Raw genomic sequence first — 1,570 nt, 5'->3', positions numbered from 1 at the left:
GCCAGGACGTCCTTGCGGCCGTCGAGCGTGACGCCGATGGCGGCGTAGACGGGCCGGTTGGCCACCTGCCCGTCTCGGACCTTCACGTGGATGGCGTCGATGAACACCGCCGCGTAGATCGGGCGGTTTCTAACGATCGTTGCGAACTCGTGTTGCCATGTGGCGACGAAGCCATTGTTGCATGAGCTGCTCCGGTGCCTTGTCGCCGAGACACAGGCGCGGCCGATTGTTGAGCTCGTGGGCAATCTGATCCAGTTGTCTACGAGACCAGGCATTGAGGTCGGCCCCCTTGGGAAGGTACTGGCGCAGCAGGCCGTTGACGTTCTCGTTGGAGCCGCGTTGCCAGGGCGAGTGCGGATCAGCGAAGTAGATCTTCATCCCGGTGGTCTTCTCGATCCTCTCGTGGTGGAACATCTCGTTGCCTTGATCCCAGGTCAGGCTTCGCCGGAGCCCATGCGGCAGCCTGCTGAACGCCCGGATGAGGGCGTTACCGACCGATCGGGCGGAGTGATCACGCTCGAGCGAGACCAGGAGCGTGAATCGCGTTTTGCGCTCCACCAGCGTGGCGATTGCCGAGCGCTGACCGGCTCCGACGAGCAGGTCGCCTTCCCAGTGCCCGGCGTGCCGGCGTGCCTGCACCCCTGCCGGCCTGGTGTGGATGGAGCGCATCTTCGTCGACTGCTTCAGCGCACCGTCACGGGATCGGCCACGTCCTCGGCGGTGCCGATACGTTCGGCCCGTGCGAAGGCGGGCCGCGCCGACGACGGGGACCCGCCCGCGGTAGATGGCCTCGTAGATCGTCTCGGTGCAGACATGCCAACCGGCACGGCGCGGGAAGTGTCGCCGCAGCCAGCGGCTGATCTGGCTCGGGGACCAGCGCAGGGCCAACTTCGCGGCGACGATCGTGCGCAACCCCGCGTCCACCGTGAATCGGCGCGGCCTGGGACGTCGACGGCGCAGATAGGCCTGATTGTGCGCATATCACGGCTGATACCGCCCGTCCGGCTTACGGTTGCGCGCCATCTCCCGATACACCGTCTGAACGCTCTTCCCGATCCGCGCGGCGATCGCGGTGACCGGCTCGTTGCGCGCCAGGCCGTCGGCGATCTCGATCCGGTCATCCTGGGTCAAATACCGCCGTGAGATCGGTTTCTCGATCATGTTCACGCTGCCAGCGTCGATGAACCACAACGACCCACAGCTCAACGACACTCCGACGCGCTCGGCTGCCGCAGCCCCCGACATACCGGCCCGAACCAACTCGAAGTACCGACGCTTCACCCACGCCGGCCTCTTGTTCCACGCATAGCGCGGCACGCGAACCCCTTCCCATCAGGATTCGCAACGACCAATGGAAACCGCCTCGAGTCCAGGGGCCGGTCGGACCAGTCGTCCATCTCCGCGACGACCTTGTCGGTGATGGTTGAGATCGTGTCCTTGGACACCGAGGTGCCGTAGATGTCGGCGAAATGCGATGCGATCTCGCCGGTGGTGAGCCCTTTCGCATACAGCGACAGCACGATCTCGTCCACACTTCCCAGACGCCGCTGCCGCTTTTTCACGATCTGCG

The 1,570-nt window shown here is 65.2% G+C and carries 1 protein-coding gene and 3 pseudogenes; all 4 read right to left on the bottom strand.

Annotation, left to right across the window (positions count from 1 at the left end):
* A pseudogene (locus INP57_RS29255) lies at positions 1-131 on the bottom strand (transposase); the annotation flags it as partial.
* Positions 130-966, bottom strand: a pseudogene (locus INP57_RS29250) (IS30 family transposase); the annotation flags it as partial. The pseudogenes INP57_RS29255 and INP57_RS29250, both read right to left, overlap by 2 nt.
* Positions 967-981: 15 nt before the next feature.
* A complete protein-coding gene (locus tag INP57_RS29245; protein ID WP_233628754.1) occupies positions 982-1,161 on the bottom strand; it encodes a helix-turn-helix domain-containing protein in 180 nt (59 codons plus the stop codon).
* A gap of 206 nt (positions 1,162-1,367) precedes the next feature.
* A pseudogene (locus INP57_RS29240) lies at positions 1,368-1,570 on the bottom strand (transposase); the annotation flags it as partial.

This window comes from Saccharopolyspora galaxeae (assembly GCF_016526145.1).
Lineage (GTDB): Bacteria > Actinomycetota > Actinomycetes > Mycobacteriales > Pseudonocardiaceae > Saccharopolyspora_C > Saccharopolyspora_C galaxeae.
Note: the sequence above shows the minus strand (reverse complement) of the source record. Positions and strands in the feature narration are given on the sequence as shown.